21 protein-coding genes and 2 riboswitches are annotated in these 22024 nt (G+C 49.3%); of the genes, 5 read left to right on the top strand and 16 right to left on the bottom strand.

What is annotated here, in order from left to right; translation table 11 throughout:
• Positions 1–207 precede the first annotated feature (207 nt).
• Positions 208–639, top strand: coding sequence for a hypothetical protein (locus V4U88_RS18835; protein ID WP_334074792.1), 432 nt, complete (start codon positions 208–210; stop codon positions 637–639).
• A 207-nt stretch (positions 640–846) separates the two neighbouring features.
• Here the strand turns inward: V4U88_RS18835 and V4U88_RS18840 are convergent, their stop codons facing one another.
• The 7 genes from V4U88_RS18840 to V4U88_RS18865 all read right to left on the bottom strand — a co-directional run bounded on the left by V4U88_RS18840 (position 847) and on the right by V4U88_RS18865 (position 8497).
• Complete coding sequence (locus V4U88_RS18840) at positions 847–3189, bottom strand: histidine kinase (protein ID WP_334074793.1); 2343 nt, start codon at positions 3187–3189, stop codon at positions 847–849.
• Positions 3186–3341 (bottom strand): hypothetical protein, encoded by a 156-nt coding sequence (locus V4U88_RS18845; RefSeq protein WP_334074794.1) that lies wholly within the window; start codon positions 3339–3341, stop codon positions 3186–3188. The genes V4U88_RS18840 and V4U88_RS18845 overlap by 4 nt, the downstream gene beginning before the upstream one ends.
• Positions 3342–3427: 86 nt before the next feature.
• Positions 3428–4042, bottom strand: coding sequence for a potassium-transporting ATPase subunit KdpC (gene kdpC / locus V4U88_RS18850; protein ID WP_334074795.1), 615 nt, complete (start codon positions 4040–4042; stop codon positions 3428–3430).
• Between the two features lie 53 nt (positions 4043–4095).
• Complete coding sequence (gene kdpB / locus V4U88_RS18855; RefSeq protein ID WP_334074796.1) at positions 4096–6129, bottom strand: potassium-transporting ATPase subunit KdpB; 2034 nt, start codon at positions 6127–6129, stop codon at positions 4096–4098.
• A gap of 23 nt (positions 6130–6152) precedes the next feature.
• Positions 6153–7832, bottom strand: a complete 1680-nt coding sequence (gene kdpA, locus V4U88_RS18860) for a potassium-transporting ATPase subunit KdpA (RefSeq protein ID WP_334074797.1) — start codon at positions 7830–7832, stop codon at positions 6153–6155.
• 55 nt (positions 7833–7887) lie between these two features.
• Complete coding sequence (kdpF, locus tag V4U88_RS27050) at positions 7888–7965, bottom strand: K(+)-transporting ATPase subunit F (RefSeq protein ID WP_416367251.1); 78 nt, start codon at positions 7963–7965, stop codon at positions 7888–7890.
• Between the two features lie 127 nt (positions 7966–8092).
• A complete protein-coding gene (locus V4U88_RS18865) occupies positions 8093–8497 on the bottom strand; it encodes a hypothetical protein (RefSeq protein WP_334074798.1) in 405 nt (134 codons plus the stop codon).
• Positions 8498–8612: 115 nt separating this feature from the next.
• A riboswitch (cyclic di-AMP (ydaO/yuaA leader) is annotated at positions 8613–8776 on the bottom strand.
• Positions 8777–9284: 508 nt separating this feature from the next.
• Positions 9285–9456: riboswitch (cyclic di-AMP (ydaO/yuaA leader) on the top strand.
• A 147-nt stretch (positions 9457–9603) separates the two neighbouring features.
• Here V4U88_RS18865 and V4U88_RS18870 point away from each other — a divergent pair.
• Positions 9604–10095: a hypothetical protein gene (locus tag V4U88_RS18870; RefSeq protein WP_334074799.1), complete on the top strand. Its 492-nt coding sequence runs from the start codon at positions 9604–9606 to the stop codon at positions 10093–10095.
• A gap of 14 nt (positions 10096–10109) precedes the next feature.
• Entirely contained in the window at positions 10110–10547 is a 438-nt protein-coding gene (locus V4U88_RS18875; protein WP_334074800.1) for a hypothetical protein, read from the top strand.
• A 137-nt stretch (positions 10548–10684) separates the two neighbouring features.
• Here V4U88_RS18875 and V4U88_RS18880 read toward each other — a convergent pair whose 3' ends face one another.
• The 9 genes from V4U88_RS18880 to V4U88_RS18920 all read right to left on the bottom strand — a co-directional run bounded on the left by V4U88_RS18880 (position 10685) and on the right by V4U88_RS18920 (position 19185).
• Positions 10685–11104, bottom strand: coding sequence for an OsmC family protein (locus V4U88_RS18880; protein ID WP_334074801.1), 420 nt, complete (start codon positions 11102–11104; stop codon positions 10685–10687).
• A 22-nt stretch (positions 11105–11126) separates the two neighbouring features.
• Positions 11127–12095 (bottom strand): ABC transporter ATP-binding protein, encoded by a 969-nt coding sequence (locus tag V4U88_RS18885; protein ID WP_334074802.1) that lies wholly within the window; start codon positions 12093–12095, stop codon positions 11127–11129.
• Positions 12079–13068 carry an ABC transporter ATP-binding protein gene (locus tag V4U88_RS18890; RefSeq protein WP_334074803.1) on the bottom strand — a complete coding sequence of 330 codons (990 nt, stop codon included), beginning with the start codon at positions 13066–13068 and terminating at the stop codon, positions 12079–12081. The genes V4U88_RS18885 and V4U88_RS18890 overlap by 17 nt, the downstream gene beginning before the upstream one ends.
• 68 nt (positions 13069–13136) lie before the next feature.
• Positions 13137–14750 carry an ABC transporter substrate-binding protein gene (locus tag V4U88_RS18895; protein ID WP_334074804.1) on the bottom strand — a complete coding sequence of 538 codons (1614 nt, stop codon included), beginning with the start codon at positions 14748–14750 and terminating at the stop codon, positions 13137–13139.
• 29 nt (positions 14751–14779) lie between these two features.
• Positions 14780–15610 (bottom strand): ABC transporter permease, encoded by an 831-nt coding sequence (locus V4U88_RS18900; protein WP_334074805.1) that lies wholly within the window; start codon positions 15608–15610, stop codon positions 14780–14782.
• 28 nt (positions 15611–15638) lie between these two features.
• Positions 15639–16649, bottom strand: a complete 1011-nt coding sequence (locus V4U88_RS18905) for an ABC transporter permease (RefSeq protein WP_334074806.1) — start codon at positions 16647–16649, stop codon at positions 15639–15641.
• Between the two features lie 35 nt (positions 16650–16684).
• Positions 16685–17266 (bottom strand): TetR/AcrR family transcriptional regulator, encoded by a 582-nt coding sequence (locus V4U88_RS18910; protein WP_334074807.1) that lies wholly within the window; start codon positions 17264–17266, stop codon positions 16685–16687.
• A gap of 234 nt (positions 17267–17500) precedes the next feature.
• The gene (locus V4U88_RS18915) at positions 17501–18100 is read right to left on the bottom strand and encodes a nitroreductase family protein (RefSeq protein ID WP_334074808.1); all 600 of its coding nucleotides are present in this window, start codon (positions 18098–18100) and stop codon (positions 17501–17503) included.
• A gap of 146 nt (positions 18101–18246) precedes the next feature.
• Positions 18247–19185, bottom strand: a complete 939-nt coding sequence (locus V4U88_RS18920; RefSeq protein ID WP_334074809.1) for a ring-cleaving dioxygenase — start codon at positions 19183–19185, stop codon at positions 18247–18249.
• 368 nt (positions 19186–19553) lie between these two features.
• Between V4U88_RS18920 and nrdI the strand changes: the two genes are divergently transcribed.
• Complete coding sequence (nrdI, locus tag V4U88_RS18925; RefSeq protein ID WP_334074810.1) at positions 19554–19913, top strand: class Ib ribonucleoside-diphosphate reductase assembly flavoprotein NrdI; 360 nt, start codon at positions 19554–19556, stop codon at positions 19911–19913.
• A complete protein-coding gene (nrdE, locus tag V4U88_RS18930; RefSeq protein WP_334074811.1) occupies positions 19900–21984 on the top strand; it encodes a class 1b ribonucleoside-diphosphate reductase subunit alpha in 2085 nt (694 codons plus the stop codon). The genes nrdI and nrdE overlap by 14 nt, the downstream gene beginning before the upstream one ends.
• Positions 21985–22024 lie beyond the last annotated feature (40 nt).

Raw genomic sequence — 22024 nt, forward strand, 5'->3', positions numbered from 1 at the left:
ATATGAATGATTGATCATATATAAATTATTTCATTTTTATGGTTCCCTGTCAATCATCCGAAACACCGATAAAAAATTTAGGAGCAAAGACGTCAACCATGAATTTTTCATAATTCCAAAAAAAGAATATAATGAAAGATGCTTATTCATAAAATTCATTTATTTGGGGGCTAAATTAGGATGTTACGAAACAAGTATAAGCATATTATGGCTTTCGTTTTTGGGATTTCTATTTTTGTTTTTTTATCCGGTTGCGGGCATGTAAATAGCACCGACAAACTTTTAGGACACTGGAAGGCAACAGACACCAAGCAGCCGGACATTAGCTATGATATCTATATCGGAAAGGATTCCTTCACTCAAGTCTTTAATGGAGTGGAGACGACTTTTACTTATAAGTTAATGAACAACAAGAAAGAAGATCTGCGAATGGAATTGAACAATTCGGATGGAAATATCTCTTATTATGATTTGGCTTTTAAAAATAAGGATCAAACCGCCATCGAGGCGAGTTCAGATCTCAAAGAGAGTAAATTTAGCGAAGAGCTTAAAGAGGCCGTTGCCAACATGGAATCATTAGGTATGGATACCATCTCCAAGGCCAACTGGATTTATGTTGACGATAAACAGAAACCATAGATCGAGCGAATAAGAGCCTGCTGCGGCTCTATTTTGTCAGATTCGGCTGGGCGGTGCGGAATAGCGGATTTTAGGGCCTTAGTTTGGGAAAAAGCGGGCAAAACCCTGACCTCGGCCCCCTCCCCGCCACACCGTGCCGGGTTGGATGCAACATCAGTGGCGAGTATCCACCATATCGCGAAAATAGCTAGAAATAGAGACTGTTTCTCAAATCGACTGCAAACCTTCCTCGGTAACCGTCGGATCGAAGTCGGCCACGATCAACATGTCGACCCAGCGAGCGCGGCGCAGCATGAAATGAACAACCGTTTCCTTCATCAGCGAGTACCATAGCGGCCTGCGGGATTGGCCGATAATCAATTGGGTGGCGCGCACTTCCTGCATCCGTTGGAGCAACGCTTCACCGGTGTTTCTATGGTTGCCAAGCCCGGCCACCTCCATCTTGCCTCCAAGCCGCTCGCATAATTGACGAAGCGTCTCCAACCGCTTATTATCGGCATCGGACAGGGCGCCGGCACAATGCACATAATGGACATGCCATTCCGCCTTGAGCCGGTGGGCAATGCGGAACCCGCGCCGAATTAACCGCTCCGCTCGTGGACTTGTATCCACACAGACGAAGATAACCTCTTGCCGATGCCATGGCCCGCGGAGAGAGGTATTCCGGTCCCAGGCTTCCAAGCGTTCATCCACATCATCGGCAATTTCGCGGAGTGCCAGTTCGCGCAAAGCGATCAAATTGCCGATTTTAAAAAATGAACCCAGCGCCTGATCCACTTTTTCGGAAGCATAAATTTTGCCGTCCCGCATCCGCTGTTGCAACATTTGCGGCGTCACATCGATCAGTTCGACCTCATCCGCCATTTTCAGAATGGCATCGGGCACCGTCTCGCGCACGCGGACACCGGTCAACTGCTGCACCGCGTCATTGAGGCTTTCCAGATGCTGTACGTTGATCGTTGAAATGACAGAAATGCCGCTTTCCAGCAAGCGGATTACATCCTCATATCTTTTCTTATTGCGGCTGCCGGGGATATTCGTATGCGCGAGTTCATCGACAAGCACGACTTCGGGATGACGCGCGATAATGGCCTCCGTATCCATTTCATCAAGCTGCGCTGATTGATAGACCATGTTCACCCGTGGAATAAGCGGCAATTGGCCTATCTGTTCCGCCGTTTCTTTCCTGCCGTGCGTCTCCAATAAACCGATTACGACATCGATTCCTTTGCCAAGCAGACGGTTGCCTTCTTGCAGCATTTTAAAGGTCTTGCCTACCCCGGGAGCAGCTCCGATATAAACTTTAAATGTGCCGCGCCGGATCGTTTGGATTTCCTTTTCGATTTCCTTGGGACTAAGCCTCCGGAACGGCTCCGCCCCTCCGCTCGATTTCGGTTTGATCGGCAGGATTCGCTCCCCTTCATACTCGGCGCGGTCCGCCATCAGAAACACGTCCACATTCCGCATTTTTCGCAGCACCCTGCCTGCAATGGAGCCTTGCCAGCGTTCCTGCCAGCGGCTTTTTTTGGAATGGCCCATCACGATACGGGTGACGTTGTTTTGGATGGCATAACGTACGAGCATGGACGGAAGCTTGCGCAGATGCAGTATGGGAAGCTCCTCGAATCTGGCATCCACCTTCTCCGCCAGCTTGCGAATGGAGCGTTTGAACATTTGCTGATCCTTCGATAATTTCCGCTCGGGGAGGACAAACGTTACTACAATCATGTCGCCGTTCAATCTTTTGGCGATTTGCTGCCCTCTTCGCACATAAAGCGATCCGTTCCAGTGATATTGCGCCGAAACAAGGATCCGCTCCGCCGCGCCCGACGGACCAAGCAGTCCGAGCTCTTCGCGATGCTTCTCAAGCGAATCGTTAACCCCTTCCGCCATCAGCCGCAGCGAAATTTCCCGCAGCACGCCAAGATTGCCGCGGCGGGCCATCGCGGGATGCGTCTGATCTCCCAGAATGCCTTCGTCAATCCGCTTCAACATCGTCTCCGGGGAAACATCAATCAGCCGCACTTCGTCGGCAAGCTCCAACGTATCGGAAGGTACCGTTTCTTCCGCCCGAATCCCCGTTCGTTTAAGGACGATCGCGTCCACCCCATCCAACTCGTAGACGTTGATTGTCGTAATAATGCTGATCCCTTGCTCCATCAAGTATCGAATGTCCTCCAGCCGCGTCTTAAACTTCGCCCCCTTACGGTTGCGATGAGCAAGGCCGTCAACCAGCAGCACCTCCGGATTGCGGGCCACAATCGCGTCAAGCGGCAAATCTTTGTACTCCTTGCCTTCTTTCCGCCAATGGATGCTCGGCACACGCTCCAGCTCCATCGTTTGTTGTACGGTTTCAGACCGCTGCATGGTCGAGATCGCGCAAATGACCACATCGATTCCCTGCTGCTTCAGCAGCTTCCCTTCATGCAGCATATGATACGTCTTGCCGGAACCGCTAACCGGGCCAATGATAATTTTAAGCCGTCCCTTCCGCAGTTGCGAAATCGATTGTAAGATTTCATCCGGCGTTTTTCGCTTAAACTCGGTCACTCGTTGGCCACCTCCCGGTACGTTGTCAATGGCCGGACCACCCGTTTTCCTTCCAAAAATTGCGGCACGGCCGCATTAAGCCTGTCCGGCTGGCACAGATTGCACGGATCAAAAGCGTCCGGAATGACGACCCGTCTAGGCAATTGGATCACCTCGTTTTTCTTGAATATCGAACCTGCCGGAAAAAATGCGACTGCCCCGTCTCCCGGAAAACGGGCGGACAGGGCCTGTCAAAGCGTTATTTACCCAACTTTTCTTTCAACGCCAAATTGAGTTTCAGTACGTTGACCCGTTTGTCACCGAATACGCCCAGGTCGCGGTCCTCCGTATATTCGCCCACCAGCGTTTCCAGCTCGGCCGCGGAAATACCGGTTAGCTTGCTGATTCGCGGCACCTGCACCAGCGCCGATTGCGGCGTAATGTGCGGGTCGAGTCCCGACCCCGAGTTGGTAACGAGAGCGAGCGGCAATTGCTCGATCGGTACATCCGGGTTATCCCGGCGCCACTGGTCGATTGAAGCTTTCGTGCGGGCAAGCATATCCGGATTCGAAGGCGCATAGTTGTTGGAACCGGACGCCTCCGCCTTGTAATCGATGCTGGATACGCGTCCTTGAAAATAACTTGGATCGGTGAACGATTGCCCGATCAGTTCCGAACCAACCACGCTGCCGTCCTTATCCTTCAATAAGCTGCCGTTGGCCTGGTGGGGAAACAGCAGTTGCGCGAGGCCCGTGCTGACGAGCGGATATACAATACCGCATAAGATGATGAACAACAGAGCGACGCGCAAAGCTATCCAGAAAACCGCTCCCCCGGAGCGCCCAGCCTGTTCTTCTTGCGCAATGGTACTCATAGCCGTTTCCTTCTTTCATATTTATATTTAATTTGCCGTGCGAATGGCAAAGATCAGATCCACATATGAACGATCAGATCAATCAACTTGATCCCGACGAACGGGGCGATCACACCGCCCAAGCCGTAGACGAGTAAGTTGCGGCTAAGCAGCCGCGAAGCGCTCATCGGCCGGTAGGCGACACCCTTCATCGCCAGCGGAATCAACAGCGGGATAATAATAGCGTTAAAAATGAGCGCCGATAGTACGGCCGAAAGCGGCGAGCCGAGCTTCATAATGTTCAAGGCTTCCATCTCCGGAATGGCCAGCATGAACATCGCCGGAATGATCGCAAAATATTTGGCAATGTCGTTGGCGATACTGAACGTGGTCAAAGCGCCGCGCGTCATCAGCAACTGCTTGCCGATCGCCACCACCTCGATAATTTTCGACGGGTCGGAATCGAGATCGACCATATTGGCCGCTTCCTTAGCCGCGGTCGTCCCGCTGTTCATCGCCAGCCCGACGTCAGCCTGCGCCAACGCCGGCGCGTCGTTCGTGCCATCGCCGGTCATCGCGACCAGCTTGCCTTCGGCCTGCTCCCGGCGGATCACGGCGATCTTATCCTCCGGCTTGCTCTCGGCGATAAAATCGTCGACGCCCGCTTCCCTGGCGATGGTTGCCGCCGTCAGCGGATTGTCGCCGGTGCACATAATCGTTTTGATGCCCATGGCGCGCAGTTGATCAAACCGTTCGCGCATACCGGGCTTCACCGTATCCTTCAAATATATGACGCCAAAGACTTGTTTATCGACCGCCACGGCCAACGGCGTTCCGCCTTCCGACGCGATACGATTGGCCTGTTTCTCCAACTCGTCCGGAATCCCCCCGCCTTGGGCGGCCACCCATTTGCGGATGGCGTCTACCGCTCCTTTGCGAACCTTACGTCCGTCCTTCAGATCGATGCCGCTCATTCGAGTTTCCGCTTTGAATTCAACAAAGCTGCCATCCTCGCCGAGCGCCCTGTCATAGGTCTTTTCGTTCTTCTTCATCCATTCCAGTACGGAGCGGCCTTCCGGGGTTTCGTCCTGTACAGAAGATACCGCCGCCCAAGCGGCCGCCACATCCAGGCTAGCGCCTCCGACCGGTACGATGTCGCTGGCCATCCGGTTCCCAAAGGTAATCGTTCCGGTTTTATCCAAGATCATCGTATTAATATCGCCCGCGGCCTCGACGGCTTTACCGGACATCGCCAGCACGTTGAACTGCGTCACCCGGTCCATGCCCGCGATGCCGATGGCCGACAGCAGACCCCCGATCGTCGTCGGGATCAAACAGACCAGCAGTGCAATGAGTACCGGGATTTCCAATTGAATATTCACATAAGAAGCGATCGGCCCGAGCGTCACCACAACGATCAGAAAAATAATCGTCAAACTGATCAACAGCGTACTAAGCGCGATTTCGTTCGGCGTCTTCTGGCGTTTCGCACCTTCGACAAGCGCAATCATCCGGTCGATGAACGTATCACCGGGATCGCTGGTAATTCTCACCTTGATGCGGTCGCTAATGACGCGCGTCCCGCCGGTGACCGAATTGAAATCGCCGCCGGCTTCCTTGATCACCGGCGCCGATTCGCCGGTGATCGCCGACTCGTCGACGGAGGCGAGCCCTTCGATCACTTCCCCGTCGCCGGGAATCATCTCCCCTTGGGAAACGATGACGATGTCCCCCTTGCGCAGCTCCGTTGAAGGCACGGTTTTAACGCCTTGGCCAACCACTTTATTCGCGGTGATCTCTTGTTTCGTCCGCTTCAACGTATCAGCTTGAGCCTTGCCTCTCCCCTCCGCCAGTGCTTCCGCGAAATTGGCGAACAGTACCGTAAACAACAGAATCACAAATACGGTGAGGTTGAAGCCGATGCGGTCCTCCGCATGGAAGTAACCGGGAAATACCGTCATTAACAGTACGATGATCGTGCCAACCTCAACGACGAACATCACGGGATTTTTCATCATGACGGCCGGATTCAACTTGACGACGCTCGCCTTCAGGGCTTGCGCAACAAGCGGACCGGAGAACATGCTTTTCTTACGTTTTTCGTTCATGGCCATTTCTCCCCATTTCTTACTTAACGAATCGTCAGATGCTCAGCGATTGGCCCCAGGACAATCACCGGCAGGAAAGTCAGCGCGCCGATCAAAATGACGGTGCCGATCAGAAGACCGGTAAACAGGGCGTTGTCCGTTCGGAACGTGCCGATCGTCTCCGGCACCCATTGCTTACGCGTCAACGATCCGGCGACGGCGAGCATCGCGATCATCGAGATATACCGCCCGAAAAACATCACCAGGCCGGTCGTTATATTCCAGAATGGCGTATTGTCCGCCAATCCCTCAAAGCCGGAGCCGTTGTTTGCGGCTGACGAGGTGTATTCGTACAGCACCTGCGTGATTCCGTGAAAGCCGGCATTTGTAATCGCGCCCTTACCGAGATCGGTCAGGAAGGCAAGCGCCGCCGGCGCCAGAATAATGAACGGGTGCGCCAATATCGCAATCGCGATGAGCTTCATCTCCCGCGGCTCGATCTTGCGGCCCAGGAATTCCGGCGTACGGCCGACCATCAGTCCGCAGATGAACACGGCCAGTATCGCGTACATCAGCATATTGATCAGCCCGACGCCTTTGCCGCCGAATACGACATTCAGCATCATCTCCGCTAATGGCACCAGACCGCCGAGCGGGGTCAGCGTATCGTGCATGTTGTTGACCGAACCAGTCGTCGCCGCCGTCGTCACGGTGGTAAACAGGGCGGATTGGGCTATGCCGAAACGCACCTCTTTCCCCTCCATACTGCCCTGCGAAGCGTCGATGCCCAGCGCATTCAGCGCCGGATTTCCGCTTGTTTCCGCCGTATAGGCGATCGTAAGGAACACAAGGAACAGAACCATCATTGCCGAGAAAATAACCCAGCCCTGCTTGCGGCTCTTCGCAAATCTGCCGTACATGAATGGCAGCGCCGCGGACAAGCACCACATCGACAGAATCTCGATTACATTGGTCAACGGGTTCGGATTCTCAAACGGGTGCGACGAGTTGGCGCCGAAAAAGCCGCCGCCGTTGGTGCCCAGATGTTTGATCGACTCCAGTGAAGCGACAGGCCCGATCGCAATTTGCTGCGCAGCTCCTTCCAGTGTCGTTACCGCCAGTGTCGGATGGAGCGTCTGCGGAACCTGCAGCGCGACCAGCACCAAAGTGACGATCAACGCCAACGGGAAGAAAACCCGCGTATGCGCCTTGACGAAATCCTCAAAGAAGTTGCCCAGCGTCTTGCCTTTGCTAGTAATGCCCCGGACAAACGCGACCGCGACCGAAAGGCCCGTAGCCGCCGACGTGAACATCATCATCATGATGACGGCCATTTGCGAGAAATATGTCAACCCCGTCTCGCCGCTGTAATGCTGCAGGTTTGTGTTCGTGATAAAGCTGATAACCGTGTTTAGCACCAGCGTAGGTTCCATATTCCCGATATCGTTCGGATTAAGCGGCAAGCCGCTCTGTATCCGCAACAGGAAATAACTTACCGCGACGAGCACGAAGTTGGTCGCGACGAAGCTGATCGCGTACCGCTTCCAGCTCATGCCCGGGCGGCGCTTCAGCCCGATGACCGCAAAAATGGGCTTCTCGGCCCACCCGAATATTTTATCCGTGCGATTGGGTTCGTTAGAAAAAACATAAAACAAATAATTTCCAAGCGGTTTGGCAATCAGCAGCAAAATGCCGATCACAATTCCGATTTGCAATATATCCATTTGACCGTTCCTCCCTGGTATTGCCGCTATAAAAAAGATAAAGATCAAACACTCGTTAAAACTTTTCCGGATGAAGTAAGGCATAGATCAAATAGATCAGCAATACGAGCGTAAACATCAACACGATCGTCATTCGTGTTCGCCTCCCGAGTCCGCTACCGTTTTCCCGCACCAAACGACAAATCCGATCACAAGCGCGAAGGCTGCGGCTAACGTTAGTCCCATCCAAATATCCAGCATTACGACACTCCTCCAAATAATTAATCAGTCAGATCGCTGAGTAGAAACCCGACTTCCCCGTTTTTTGTGTATACCACAAAGGAAGCACCGAGTTTTTTATAAATCGCCTCGGGATGCCACATGGTCGTCACGACAGTTATCGCCTTGCAGGAAAACCGGGCAACAAACTGCAAATACTGACAGCTTAGCGGTAGACTGGACTCAAAAATGAAAACTCGCCCGATCGGAAATACAGGTATCTCACCCGCCTTATTACGGGTAGTACTTACACGCAAAACCTCATTCACTCCGATTTCCCTCAGCAGCTTTTCTTCCCTTTTGTTATTGGTTAAGGCTGCTACCGGAATTTTTTGGTACATAAGCAACCGAATGAAGTTTCTCCCCGCTTTATTCGAAGCGGCCACTAAAATACGGTTTTTCTCCATGCGCTCCTCCTCCGAATCAAGGAAAAAGGCAACAAAAAGAAGCCTTGGAAAAGAGGAACCTTTTCCGCGGCTTCTCGCTCATGACGCCTTCGTCCTGATCGGCCCGCGACAAAATGTTGCCTCTCCATACGCTTACGAGGTTAGCTGTCGGATTCGGGCGTGAGAGTCGCCCTACACCAGGCATTTAAGAGTGCCGAGTGATTCACCCCATGAAACCGAGCGCGGTTTCGTTGGTTCCCCCGTTCCTTGAGTCTTCCAAGGATTCAGCGTTTTAAAAAAATATTGTAAGTCACAGTTTTCCGAGACTGTGGCAGAAAAAACGATGAATAACCGATTGATTCATCCTCTCCCTCAATAGCACACGATCCTTTATCTACGGGTTAGCTGACATTTACAGGCGGTGAGAGACGCCCGTCTTCGCTGATCGAGTCGTGAACGAACGATTTCGTTCCCGGTTCCGATCGGCTTGCTCCCACACAAGCTTCGGTCCGTTGACTCCCCGTTTTGGATCGGCAGCTCCATTAGAATCGAATAGCAATTCAATTCATGGACCGTATCTTACTCCTTGACAAAATGATTGTAAAACGCTGTAGCATGTGTATCCACTGAAATAAGGAGTTCTAGGATAAAGGCAGCGTTATCAAAATGGAAACTCTTTTCTTTCCTCGCAAATACTCATGTTTACAAGACTTTTCATCATTTTTACGGTTTTTTTACACCCGTGGGCGGTTTATTTACCCCTTTTTTATACGGACCTGAATTATAGTTAGAACCGTGAATTCTTCGACTTGTATGAACGCTGAATTCCCGTTATGGCGGGAAGCGGGGGAACCATCGGACCGCAAATTCGGTCCAACTTGGGGTGAATCCGAAATGAGACGTTATCGGTCTCGTAAGGTAGGGCGACTCTCACCGCCCGAATCCGACAGCTAACCTCGTAAGCGCAGCAGAGAGAACCTTGATTTCCGTGCTTTTGCGTCGGGGCATTTTGCCCGTCCGCGCAAACCGCTGCAGGGGTTTATTCTCTGTCGGCGGTTTTTTTGTTGTAAACATGCGGACAAACGGGCTTTTAAACATTTTAACCCTATGGGAGGATGAGGATCGACATGAGGACTTATTATTGGGGATCGCATCGGAATCTTCTGGACCCGGTTAGCTTGCGTTACCTGTATTTTGGAGCGTTCTGGTATGAAGAACACGGGCAAAGATTTATCGTAGGTTATGGTTTCGGCGACAGCAAAATCGGGATATTCCGCCAGTTCGGCGCACCGGCATCCTGTCAAGAATGCACGGATATAGAGGTTTTGCACGAGATCTACCGGGAATTCAGGAAACAACAGCAGGAACAGGATTGGTCGGCGCGCTTACGCCTTCCGCTTCTGGCAGCTTTTCGAAAACCTTGGCTCCGGATACCTCCGGGCTGGTATGTGCTGAAATTGCAAGCGTCGTTTCCCGCTCATTTAACCTTTGTTCACAAAACAAAATACGCCGTATGGCTGGAGCATTCTGCCGTTTGCGAAAATGAAACGGAAATCCGAAGCTATATTCACAAGGCTGAAAACATGCATCATGTCGATTTTAATTGGATGAACGGTTGAGGAGGGTTACGGAGATGAATAACAATAGACTAACGCGAATTGAGCTGTTCGCCTTTAGTGGACCTCCATCTTTTGTTATTGCCGCCCGGAGCTCCCAAGAATGCTGGTATTGCATCCTAAAACTTTCCTGCGGAGACTGCAGCGGTTTCGGCGCTTGTCCTGTCTCTACGGACGGCAAATGGTTCGACTTGATTAAATGGGGGGATTTTTTGCGGTCCATCCGAAACCAATCGGTAGAAGAAGCCTTGGAAATTGTTCATTCCAAAGGCTCGGAATGGCTCCCGGGACAACTGGCATTGGTCCGATCCGCCTTGCTGGACACCGCTCTGTCCAGGCAGTCCCGCCTCAAAGCAGCGGCCGGAGCCGAATATAAGAGAAGCCTCTTCAGCAACCGCCCGTGGAACGCAGCACAGTTGATTCATGAATCTATAGCGTATTTTTCGATATTATAAGAGTAAACCAGAATCGCTTTCACTCCAACCATCATATATGACTCCGATACTCTCATCAGTAGACAAAAAGATACCCACAGTCCCGGCACTTTTTTTCTAAGTGTCCAGACTATGAGTATCCTCCATTTCCGTCGTTCTTATTTAAACACTTCCACGCCATTCAGAATGAGTCTGTGTGTAATGGTCGCATTTAACGAGTCCGATACGGAACAATATTTCGAAGTCCCGAGTTCAATGGCCTTCCAAATCCGGTAATCGGGAATATCGCCGTCTACCTTAAAGATCAGCTCGATCGAGGCAAATCCTTTGGGCGGCTCTTCCTTGCGGACTCCGTTCGTTACAATCTCAATCTTTTCAATAGAAGACAGGAAGTTCTCCAGAATCATCGTTACATCAATGCCAATACACCCCGCCAAGCTTGCCAATAATACCTCCACGGGCGAAGCGCCGTTGCCCTCTCCTCCCCATTGCGGAGTTGCGTCCATATTCACTTTGTAGCCGGAAGGACCCTCTGCTTGAAAAAACTTTTTCCCTTGCCAAGTTGTCGTTACTTGCATGTTGTTAACCTACCTTCTTTTTCTATTTATGATATAAATGACAAGCTGTATAACGATTTTCGGATACTTTTTGCCACTCTGGCTGAACGCTGCCGCACTCTGGCATAGCGTGAGGACAACGGGTATGAAAAACGCAGCCTGAAGGCGGTTTGCGCGGACTCGGCACCTCTCCGGACAGAACAATCCGCTCCCTTCGCTTGTCCATATCCGGCTCGGGAATAGCCGAAATCAGCGCCTTTGTATAGGGATGAAGCGGATTCGTGAACAGCTCTTCCGAGGGGCCCATCTCCATCATTTTGCCCAGATACATAACCCCGACCTGATCGCTAATGTACCGGACAACCGACAAGTCATGGGAAATGAACAGATAGGTAAGCGACAGGCGGCTCTGCAGATCCTCCAGCAAGGTCAGAACCTGAGCTTGAATCGATACATCCAGCGCCGACACCGGTTCATCGAAAACGATAAATTTAGGCTCAAGAATCAGCGCCCGAGCGATCCCCACTCTCTGCCGCTGACCGCCCGACAGTTCGTGCGGATATCTCGAGGCATGTTTTGCCGTCAGCCCTACCACCTCGAGAATATCGTCCACCTTTTTCACGAGCTCTTCCGGCGGTAATTTAAAATGGGTACGCAACGGCTCCTCCAAAATACGACGAACGGTCCATTTCGGATCAAGGGAGCCGAACGGGTCCTGAAATACCATTTGCATATCGGTCTTGAGCTTTCTCATCGACTCCGCACCGAGCTGCGTAATATCCGTTCCGTCGAACAGGATGCTTCCGGAAGTAGGCTCTATTAATCTAAGCACGGTTTTGCCCAAGGTGGTTTTTCCCGAACCCGACTCCCCTACGATGGCGAACGTTTCGCCTTTCTCAATCGCAAAGGATACGCCGTCGAGGGATTTCGCAGCGCCGGTCACCCGGCCGAACAGACCCGTCTTTACGGGATAATGCTTCTTTAAATCTTTGATCTCAAGAATGGGCCGCATGCGTATCCCCCCTATAGAGATGGCACTTGCATCTATGCTGATTGCCAAAATCGTAAAGCGCGGGCTCTTCGCTCTCGCACAAATCCATTCTGGAAGGGCACCGCTGAGCAAAGCGGCAGCCCGGCAAATATTCCGAAGGATGAGGAACCTGTCCGGATATGGCCTCCAAGCGCTTCATTTCTCCTGAGAATTGAGGCATCGAATTCAAGAGGCCGATGGTATAAGGGTGTTTCGGCTCCTTGAATAATGTCCGAACATCGCCCTGCTCCACGATTTGACCGGCATACATGACCGCTACCCGGTCACACATTTCAGCCACGACTCCAAGGTCATGCGTAATAAAAATAATCGCGGTTCCCCGCTCCTTCTGGAGTTTCTTCATCAGCTCCAGAATTTGCGCCTGAATCGTGACGTCCAAGGCGGTTGTCGGCTCATCCGCGATCAGGATTTCCGGATTGGAGGCCATCGCCATCGCGATCATCACGCGCTGCCGCATCCCCCCTGACAGCTGGTGCGGATAGGCCTCCATAATTTGTTCCGGCGCGGATATGCCAACTTCGCCAAGCAAAGCAATAGCTTCTTTATGGGCCTCTCTTTTACTCTTTTTCGAGTGCTGCCGTATCGATTCTCTAACTTGACGGCCGATCTTAAAGACAGGGTTCAAGGCCGTCATCGGCTCCTGAAAGATCGTGGCAATCTGATTGCCCCGCACCTTTTGCATTTCGGACTCGGTCATGTCCAGCAGACTTTGTCCACGGTAACGAATATCACCTTCCGCCACCTTGGCCAAACCCTGAGGAAGCAGCCGCATAATGGATAACGAGGTCACACTTTTCCCGCTGCCGGATTCCCCGACAAGCCCAAGCGTCTCTCCTGCCTCAAGCTCCAAGCGCACACCGTTTACTACCCGAATCGGGCCCGAACCATTGGCGAAGTCGATAGACAGTTGGTCTATTTCCAAGAGCTTTGTCATAGCGGCCTCCCCTGATGAATTAAAGTAGGTAAGACCCCCTGCGCCCTTCGGCTCGGGGGTCCTTCTTCTTATTTGTACAATGAGCTGAAGCGAATGATCTCATCCGGGTAGAAGATGTACCCATTTACGCCCTTGCTGATGCCCACAATCAAATTGCTTTCATACAGGTACGCCCATGGAGAATCCGCCGTAACCTGTTTTTGTACCTGTTTGTACAGTTCCGAACGCTTCGCGTCATCCGGCTCGACATTCGCCTTCGCCAACAGGTCATCAACGACTTTGCTGCTGTAACCCGTGTAGTTGGAAGCCCCTTTACTATCCAGCAGGAATCCGTAATGATAGGATGGATCGTTGACCAGCGACGTATATTTGCCCAGATAAGCCGCCGCTTTTTTATTGTTGATCAGCTCGCGGTATTGTGCCGGCGCTACTTTGTTAATGTTTAAGGTTACCCCGATTTTCTCAAGCTCAGCTTTAAGCAGAACCGCGATGTCTTCATAATCTTGAGTAGAGGAGTTCACGGTCAGGTCAAAGGTAAATCCTTTCTCATAGCCCGCTTCTTTAATCAATTGTTTAGCTTTTTCCGTGTTGTATTCATACTCATTTCCCTCGGAAGTAAAATCCGGAGATTTGCTGGAGATCGAGCTTTTCAGCGGAGATGCTTGTCCGAAGGCAACGTCCTGAATCAACTTGTTCTGATCAATCACATAGTTTATGGCCTGTCTCACCTTCAACTGGTCGAATGGCTTGAAATTCGCATTCATGCCAAGATATACGATCCGGTTGGAGGATTCCGAGCTGATCGTAATGTTGTCTTTCTTCGACAAGCTCTCAACGTCTTTGGCCGGGATGTCGAGCGCTACGTCAACCTCACCTTTTTCAAGGAACAATTCGCGGTTGGATGCCTCCGCTACATATTTAACGATAACTTTGTCAACCTTGGGCGCACCATTCCAGTAATCTTTATTGGCGACAAATACAGCTTCGGTAGCGGGATCCCATTTTTCAAGTTTAAATGCTCCGGAGCCCGCGGAATGTTGAGTCAAATAATCATCCGGTTGATCCTTGGCCACCGATGGGTCAACGATGGAGAACGTGAAGGTTGCCAGATATTTCAGGAACAAATGGTTAGGTGCACCCAGCTTGAATTCTACAGTCTTGTCATCGATTTTCGTAACGGATTGAATATTTGCCAGTTTATATAGGCTCCCGCCTTCGCCTTTGGTTTGTACCCGCTCGAACGAATACACGACGGCATCCGCATTGACGGGGTTCCCGCTTTGGAACTTGGCTCCGTCCCGGAGCGTGAACGTATAGGTGGTTAAATCATCGGAAATTTTCCAGGATTCGGCCAGGGAAGGAACGACTTTATCGGTACGTCCCACCGTTTTGCCATCGGCTTCTTCCGTGGCGCTCGTTACAAGCGTATCGTACAGAGCAAACGCATAGGAAGCCGAGGTCAAATCGGCCGCGTCATGCGGGTCCATCGTTTGACCGGCCCCTTGCGAATAAGCGATCGTGATGGTTTTTCCCGCCGCGGCATCCGTCCCGGTGGAGTTCTCCGCATTCGTTGCCGTTTTATTGCCTGCACCTGGCTTTGGATTGGAGCTTTGCGCGCATCCCGATGCAAGCGCCAATACCAGCAATGCCGAAATGAGGATAATCAATTTACTTTTTTTCATGTCTTCCACCCCTAATCTATAGTTGTTAATTATTTGTTGGAGGATTGGCCATGCGGATCAAGAACGTCACGCAATCCGTCTCCAAGCAAAATGAATCCGAAAATGGTTGTGGCGATAGCTGCGCCTGGGAACACGGTCATCCACCACTCGCCCGAAATAATATAATCACGGCCATAGGAGATCATAGCTCCCCATTCCGCCGTCGGCGGCTTAACACCGAGACCAAGAAAGCTGAGGCTTGACGTAATTAGAACGGCCGATCCCAAACCGAGCGTGATTTGCACAACGACCGGTGCCAAGGCGTTCGGTAGAATATGCTGAAAAATAATCGAGGAGTGCCGCACCCCCAGCGCTCTGCTTGCTTCAATAAATTCTTTCTCTTTAATCACCACGGTCTGGCCGTACATTAAACGGGCGAATTCCGGTATAGCGACGATCCCGACCGCCAGCAATGCGCCAAATAAACCGGGACCGATCGATGCCGCAAGCGCCATGGCCAATATCAGCGACGGAAAAGCGAGCAAAATATCCATGAACCTCATGATGAGATTACCGATTTTTCCTCCAAAATAACCGGCGATAGCGCCGAGCGGAATCCCGACCACACTAGCTATGCCTATCGCTACAAGCCCTGTCCAAATCGTGACTCGCGCCCCGTACAAAATGCGGCTGAAGATATCTCTGCCGAAATTATCCGTACCGAACCAATGCACCATATTCGGGGGCTGGAGCTTGTCCTCTGTCCGTATTTCATCGGGTCCAAACGGAGCGATCCAGGGGGCTAACAATGCCAATATCACCCATACAAAAACTAGGGTTAAACCGAGAAGCAACAGTTTTTTCGCTGTAATCTTTCTCATGAAGCTTGTCCATGATTGTCTGAATGAACTATTCATATCTCACCCGGGGATCAAGAACCCCATATAACAATTCGACAATAAGATTAATGAATCCATACAATATGGCACTTATCAGTGTCATCGCCTGAATGGGGGCATAGTCCGCGGAAAGAATCGATTCCGTCACATAATTCCCGATTCCCGGCCACACAAAGATCGTCTCCGTAATAACGGCTCCGCCAAGCAGTGCGCCAAATTGCAGTCCGATTACCGTCAAAGAAGGTATCAAAGAATTAATAAGACCATGTCTGTAAATAACGGCTCTGCCCGATAATCCCTTTGCTTTGGCTGTCCTCATAAAATCCTGCCGTATGACCTCCAGCATGCTCGCCCGGACCATTTTTGTAACAATAGCCATCGTACCCATACTCATGCAAATCGCCGGTAGAATCAGATGATGAAGTGAGCTCTTCAGCGCGATCATGTCCCAGCTTAGCAAGCTATCCAGCACATACAAGCCCGTTATATGGGTTGGCGGGTTAATGCCGCCGCTAATACGTCCTATAGGAGCGGGCAGCCACCCAAGCTTGGAGTAGAATAACGTAATAAGCAGCAAGCCCAGCCAGAAAATAGGAACCGATGAACCGATAAAAGAAAGCACCCTGGCGATATGATCAAAAATCGAGTTTTGCCTGGAAGCCGCCGCAATGCCTAGTGGAATGGCTACAATTAAAGCTATAAACATGCTTGCCAGTGTAAGCTCCAAAGTAGCCGGAAAACGCGAGACAAAATCGGATGCAACCGAGTGCCCCGTATGCCAGGCAAATCCCAAATCCCCCCTGAAGAGCTGCTTGATGTAATCCCACAGCTGGATATACAGCGGTTGATTGAAGCCATATTCTTCTCTAACCTTGTCCACAAACTCCGGCAGCGCTTGTTCCCCTGTAATCATCAGCGCCGGATCTCCCGGCAAAATTCTCGTTAAGATGAACGTGATCATGACGATACCCGCGATACTTGGAATCATCATGGCTATACGTCTAAGCCCGTACTTCAGCAACTCACATCATCCTCCTTCTCCGCTGTCTGAACCTGTCATATCCCAAGCAATCCGAAAAACTCGAAATGAACGGCTTCCGCCGCCAACTCATCCACCGTAAGTTCAGCCAGGTTGGAATCCGCAGGATTAGGACCAAACAGCCATCTTGCAACAATCCCCTCAATCAGACTCATCAGCAGCGCCGCTCTTATATGTATGTCTGTTGATATCGGCAGCATCCCCAGCTCGACGGCGCGTTCAATATTTCGCCTGAAGGACTCCTCCATTTCGATGCGCGTTTCACGAAACGCATTTCGAATGGCTTCCTCTTCTCCATTGCCGGTGAGCAGCAGCTCCATGAAATACCGATGCTCCTGGGCAAATCTAAAAATATTCGCCAGCAGGCGCCCAGACCCCTGAACCATTTCCTGAACAGAGCCGCCTTCAGTCCGGTAACCTCTCTTGATCACCGTAAGTAATGCTTCTCGGCCAGACTCAATGATTTCCAGGGCTATAGCTTCTTTACTCTTGAAATACCAATAGAACGTACCCTGCGCCACTCCGGCATCCTTGACGATGTCAGAAATTTTAGTATTCTGATATCCGTATTTGGCAAATCTCTCAACGGCTATATCCATCAATTGAGATTTTCTCGCATCCCGTAGTCTAGACTGATTTACGTTTACGATGGAAATCATCCCCTCCAGATTGACTGGTCAGTCAGTTCGTTTTAATATCATATAGGTTTAGTCGGTTTTTGTCAACGCCTCAGGATTAACAGAAGTTCAAGTCTTCAACTTATTTGCACATAAGGAGTACATGACAAAAAAAACCAGTTTCAAAATTGAAACTGGTTTTTCTCCCTTGAAATATCAGCTATAGAATTTCACGCGATCTTCAAGCGGTTGGAATTCTTTATCACCGGGTTGAGCAGTTGGATTACCAAACGGCATCTGAGCAATCAGTTTCCAATTCCCAGGAACATTCCATTCCTTCTTAACCTGGTCATCAATTAAAGGGTTATAATGTTGCAGAGAAGCACCCAGTCCCTCAGACTCCAAAGCCGTCCATACAACCAGTTGAAGCATACCGGATGATTGGTTAGACCAAATCGGGAAGTTATCGGCGTACAAAGCAAATTGTTCTTGGAGGGATTTAACTACCGCCTCATCTTCAAAGAACAATACGGTACCATAACCCGCTTTAAAGGAATCCATTTTTTGTTGGGTCCCCGAGAAATCTCCATCTCCAACCACTTTCTTCAAAGTTTCAGTCGTAATATCCCAAAGTTTATCATGTGCAGCGCCTGAAAGTACAAGAACGCGGGCCGTTTGGGAATTAAAAGCTGAAGGTGTGTATTTAACAGCAAATTCTACGATCTCTTTAATTCTCGCATCAGAGATATTTACATTTTTATTGATCCCGTAATACGAACGTCTCTCCTGTAAAGCTGTATAAAGATCTTTTGCCATGAACAAAACCTCCTGAAATTGTTCTTCTTTCCATATTCATTGGAGATATTTTTCCCCAAAGCGTACAGAATTATTATAATTTACACCGTAACTTTGAAGACGAGTATCCCAATATAAGCAATCAAACAAATCCACCCCTTCGTCAGTTAGTCCAGCTCTCTTACCTCAAATGGGAGCAGGACCTTTTCGATTTCAGCTCTATGAGGCTCGTACTGAATAGGCAACTTCAAATCTTTCCCCATGGTTTCAAATGTTTCATCATGTGCGAACCCTGGAGGATCTGTGGCGATCTCAAACAGAATTTCCCCATGCTCCCTAAAGTAAATGGCATTAAAGTAGTTCCGGTCACGAACAGCCGTGACTCCATAGCCATGTTCAGCAACATATTTTTGCCAATCCAATTGATCTTCATTGTCCTTTGCACGCCATGCTATATGATGAACCGTACCAACACCCATTTGACCCCTGCCCACTGGAGAAAGTTTGAGGTCTATCACATTGCCGATGTCGGCGGAAGAGTGATACCGTGCAATATCTCCCTCTTTGCCTATGAATTCAAGTCCCATGACTTTCTCCAACAATTCAGCGGTTTTTTCCGGTTGTGCAGACAGCAAGGTCGCTCCCCCAAAGCCTTTAATGGCAACATCGGAGGTAATGCCGCCGAAATTCCACATATTAGGCTCTCCTGCTTCTCGTTCCACAATTTCCAGATGGAGTCCGTGAGGATCGTCAAATTCCAAATATTGCTCACCAAAGCGTTCGATTTTAGAGAAAGGAACTTCAAAATGCTTTAGCCGGTTTTCCCAAAAGCTTATTGCACCCTTAGGCACAACATAAGAAGTAACCCCTACTTGCCCATCGCCAATAGTTCCCTTATAAGCATTAGCCCATGGAAAGAAGGTAATAATCGTCCCAGGTCTGCCGCCTTGATCACCGAAGTACAAGTGATATGTACCTGGGTCATCGAAATTGACCGTTTTTTTAACTAAGCGAAGCCCTAATACACCGGCATAAAAATCCACATTTTCTTGAGGGTGTCCGACAATAGCGGTAATATGGTGGATACCCATTGTTTTTTTACTCATTTTTATTCCTCCTATTTTAGATAAATAAAATCGACCTACAATTCCGAATCAATAACTCTTAATATAAAGATATTTTAGAAAAAAACGATCCAACGAATATTGTCCTTTATCTTGCCTGACAGTTAATTAAGCAACCCTTCAAGTCACTTAATATCACGAATCTTAATATTGAGATATTTGATATTGAGGTAATTTTATAACCTTTTCTATTCAAATGTCAACAACTTTTTTCAAAATATAAAATGCATCATCACTACCTGATTTATTCAACATTGCAATTGACAATTCTATATATAGTTATAAAATGGATGAAGTCGACTAAATATAGTGTTCTACTTTATTTTATAGAATTTAAGGAGGACCCTACGATGCTAATTGCCTATGATTCGAAGACCGGCAACGTAAAAAGATTTATATCCAAGCTTAAACTCCCGGCGGTTCAAATTGAAGATCAAATGACGATAAATGAACCCTATGTACTCATTACATATACAACAGGATTTGGCCAGATACCGAACAAGGTATCTTCCTTTTTGCAGCACAATGCTGACCATCTTGTTGGTGTGGCTGCCAGCGGCAATCGTAACTGGGGGGAAAAATTTGCAAAAAGCGCAGACTTGATCTCGGATCTGTATCATGTCCCCATCCTCAGTAAATTTGAGTTATCCGGGACTTCGACCGATGTAGAGCGCTTCAAACAGGAGGTAAATCGAATTGCGACATATTGAATTGAACAACATGTTAATGAAACGGGATTCTGACGGTTTTTTTCAGTTAGAAAAAGACCTGGAAGCAGTAGATGAATTTATGAAGGAAGTGGCAACCAGAAGTCTGGAATTTGCCAATTTTGAAGAACAAGTACGGTATATGATTGAAAATGACTTTTATGAAGATTTTTATAAAAACTATTCCTCCGAAGAAATTTTAGAATTGTTTAATATCACTCATAGCTATAACTTCAAGTTCCCTTCCTACATGGCGGTATCCAAATTTTATACCGACTATGCACTGAAGAGTAATGATCGTAAGTTGTACCTTGAGCATTATCCGGATCGGGTAGCGGCTGTAGCTCTCCATTTGGGACGTGGTGACGGTGACACAGCCCGTATACTCGCACGAGCGATGATGGAACAGCGGCTACAGCCCGCAACCCCGACCTTTCTTAATGCCGGAAAAAGCCGCCGTGGAGAAATGGTGTCCTGCTTCCTGCTTGAAATGGACGATTCGCTAAATTCGATCAATTATGTCTTAAACACATGCATGCAGTTATCCAAAATTGGTGGCGGTGTAGCGGTCAATCTATCTAAACTGCGGGCCCGCGGAGAAGCAATCAAAGGTGTCGAAGGGGCGGCAAAAGGAATTATGCCTGTCCTTAAGTTGATGGAAGACAGTTTCTCCTACGCGGATCAGATGGGCCAGCGCAAAGGCTCGGGTGCAGCCTACTATAATATTTTCGGATGGGATGTTATAGAGTTCCTTGATAGTAAAAAAATTAACGCTGACGAGAGAATTCGACTGAAGACCCTCTCTATCGGTCTGATTGTTCCAAACCGTTTTTATCAATTAGCGCAACACAATGAGCCAATGTACGTTTTTGCGCCTTATAGTGTATACAAGGCGTATGGCATGCATCTTGACGACATGGACCTTGATACCATGTACGATACGCTGGTCGCTGATGACCGTGTTACCAAAAAAGCAGTGATGAGCGCCCGCGACATGTTAACGAAAATCGCAATGACCCAGCTTGAATCCGGTTATCCGTATATTGTTAACAAGAGCAACGCAAATCAGGCACATGCTCTCAAAAATGTGGGTCAAATTAAGATGTCGAATCTGTGTACCGAGATTTTTCAGCTTCAGGAGACGTCCGAAATTGCGGATTATGGTCAGCCAGACACCATACGCAGAGATATAAGTTGCAATCTGGCTTCCTTGAATATTGCAAATGTCATGGAACACAAAAAAATCAAGGAATCCGTTCACGAGGGGATGATCGCGCTGACCGCAGTCAGCGATATGACCCATGTAGAGAATGCGCCGGGTGTTGCCAAGGCAAATCGTGAAATGCATTCGGTGGGTCTCGGCGCGATGAACCTGCATGGTTTCTTTGCGAAGAACAAAATCGCGTATGAGAGCCAGGAAGCCAGAGATTTTGTGCGAACCTTCTTCATGATCATGAACTATCATTCACTGGAGAAAAGTATGGAGATTGCCAAGGCAACTGGACAACGTTTTTACGGATTTGAAGAGTCAGAATACGCAACAGGGGTATATTTTGAACGTTATCTCCGAACGGACTACCGGCCGACAACACCACGAGTGCGGGAACTGTTCGCCGGGATTGATATACCGGGACCGGAAGATTGGAGTACGCTGAAAGAGAACGTAATGAAAAACGGCTTGTACCATGCTTACCGTTTGGCCATTGCACCAACCGCCAGCATTTCCTATATCCAAAATGCGACATCCAGCGTTATGCCTATCGTAGAGCAAGTTGAAACACGCACATACGCTAACTCCACAACCTATTATCCAATGCCTTACCTGCAAAAGGATAATATCTTCTTCTATAAGTCGGCGTATCAAATGGATCAATTCAAGGTCATAGATTTGATTGCAGAAATTCAACCTCACATAGACCAGGGAATTTCGACGGTTCTACATGTTAACAGTGATGTTACTACCCGACAGCTGGCACGTTGCTATCTGTATGCTGCACATAAAGGTTTAAAATCGCTGTACTATACGCGTACCAAAAAGCTGTCCGTGGAAGAATGCCTAACCTGCTCGGTCTAATACCTAAAGCAGTTGACTTATCGGTTAATTAGTTTCAGCT

This window comes from Paenibacillus sp. A14 (assembly GCF_036864815.1).
GTDB lineage: Bacteria > Bacillota > Bacilli > Paenibacillales > Paenibacillaceae > Fontibacillus > Fontibacillus sanfengchensis.

Excerpts from the sequence above, each read along its gene's own strand:
- V4U88_RS18880 (WP_334074801.1), bottom strand. The coding sequence starts at position 11,104 with ATGCAAGTAACGACAACTTGGCAAGGGAAAAAGTTTTTTCAAGCAGAG.
- kdpB (WP_334074796.1), bottom strand. The coding sequence starts at position 6,129 with ATGAACGAAAAACGTAAGAAAAGCATGTTCTCCGGTCCGCTTGTTGCG.
- V4U88_RS18910 (WP_334074807.1), bottom strand. The coding sequence starts at position 17,266 with ATGGATATAGCCGTTGAGAGATTTGCCAAATACGGATATCAGAATACT.
- kdpF (WP_416367251.1), bottom strand. The coding sequence starts at position 7,965 with ATGACGATCGTGTTGATGTTTACGCTCGTATTGCTGATCTATTTGATC.
- V4U88_RS18895 (WP_334074804.1), bottom strand. The coding sequence starts at position 14,750 with ATGAAAAAAAGTAAATTGATTATCCTCATTTCGGCATTGCTGGTATTG.
- V4U88_RS18875 (WP_334074800.1), top strand. The coding sequence starts at position 10,110 with ATGAATAACAATAGACTAACGCGAATTGAGCTGTTCGCCTTTAGTGGA.
- V4U88_RS18915 (WP_334074808.1), bottom strand. The coding sequence starts at position 18,100 with ATGGCAAAAGATCTTTATACAGCTTTACAGGAGAGACGTTCGTATTAC.
- V4U88_RS18865 (WP_334074798.1), bottom strand. The coding sequence starts at position 8,497 with ATGGAGAAAAACCGTATTTTAGTGGCCGCTTCGAATAAAGCGGGGAGA.
- V4U88_RS18870 (WP_334074799.1), top strand. The coding sequence starts at position 9,604 with ATGAGGACTTATTATTGGGGATCGCATCGGAATCTTCTGGACCCGGTT.
- V4U88_RS18890 (WP_334074803.1), bottom strand. The coding sequence starts at position 13,068 with ATGACAAAGCTCTTGGAAATAGACCAACTGTCTATCGACTTCGCCAAT.
- V4U88_RS18900 (WP_334074805.1), bottom strand. The coding sequence starts at position 15,610 with ATGAGAAAGATTACAGCGAAAAAACTGTTGCTTCTCGGTTTAACCCTA.
- V4U88_RS18835 (WP_334074792.1), top strand. The coding sequence starts at position 208 with ATGGCTTTCGTTTTTGGGATTTCTATTTTTGTTTTTTTATCCGGTTGC.
- V4U88_RS18885 (WP_334074802.1), bottom strand. The coding sequence starts at position 12,095 with ATGCGGCCCATTCTTGAGATCAAAGATTTAAAGAAGCATTATCCCGTA.
- kdpC (WP_334074795.1), bottom strand. The coding sequence starts at position 4,042 with ATGAGTACCATTGCGCAAGAAGAACAGGCTGGGCGCTCCGGGGGAGCG.
- nrdI (WP_334074810.1), top strand. The coding sequence starts at position 19,554 with ATGCTAATTGCCTATGATTCGAAGACCGGCAACGTAAAAAGATTTATA.
- kdpA (WP_334074797.1), bottom strand. The coding sequence starts at position 7,832 with ATGGATATATTGCAAATCGGAATTGTGATCGGCATTTTGCTGCTGATT.
- V4U88_RS18920 (WP_334074809.1), bottom strand. The coding sequence starts at position 19,185 with ATGAGTAAAAAAACAATGGGTATCCACCATATTACCGCTATTGTCGGA.